The sequence below is a fragment of the Ancylomarina longa genome, from assembly GCF_003996985.1.
Taxonomy (GTDB): Bacteria; Bacteroidota; Bacteroidia; order Bacteroidales; family Marinifilaceae; genus Ancylomarina_A; species Ancylomarina_A longa.
The window spans coordinates 1-446 of the sequence record NZ_RJJX01000232.1 but is presented as its reverse complement, the minus strand read 5'-3'; the positions used below and the strand labels follow the sequence as shown (position 1 = coordinate 446).

Genomic DNA, 446 nt, shown 5'->3' with positions numbered 1-446 from the left:
GATTTTATGTTAAATAAATTTTTCCTTAGATAACTTATCTCTATTAAAGTACAGCACTTTAATTGATAAGAGATTCATATGTCTGCCTTATACAATCCTAATAGTAATCTAGATGAAGAAAATTTAATTGCTTTCTTAGCTAACGGATCAAAAATACCATCTGATGGTAAATATATTGATGCTTACAACGAAGTCTTTGAAATTCTAAAAACCATATTTCAAGGTGTGATGTGGTTCTAGGATTTTAGACCACGCCTATAAGTGATAATCTACTCCCCAATAAGCATGGGAAATGCTTGTTTTTGGAGTCAACCATGACACGAAGAAAACGTCGTAATCATTCAGCAGAGTTTAAAGTTAAAGTTGCTCTCGCAGCAATTAAAGGCGACCACACACTCGCTGAACTTTCTACTCAATTCGATTTACATCAAAACCAAATCATCGAT

2 protein-coding genes are annotated in these 446 nt (G+C 33.2%); both read left to right on the top strand.

Annotated features, from left to right (window positions below; all coding sequences use genetic code 11):
• Positions 1 to 78 precede the first annotated feature (78 nt).
• Complete coding sequence (locus DLK05_RS17710) at positions 79 to 240, top strand: hypothetical protein (RefSeq protein ID WP_209319967.1); 162 nt, start codon at positions 79 to 81, stop codon at positions 238 to 240.
• Positions 241 to 314: 74 nt separating this feature from the next.
• Positions 315 to 446 (top strand): hypothetical protein (locus tag DLK05_RS17055; RefSeq protein WP_010589591.1); only part of this gene is annotated, 132 nt, incomplete at its 3' end.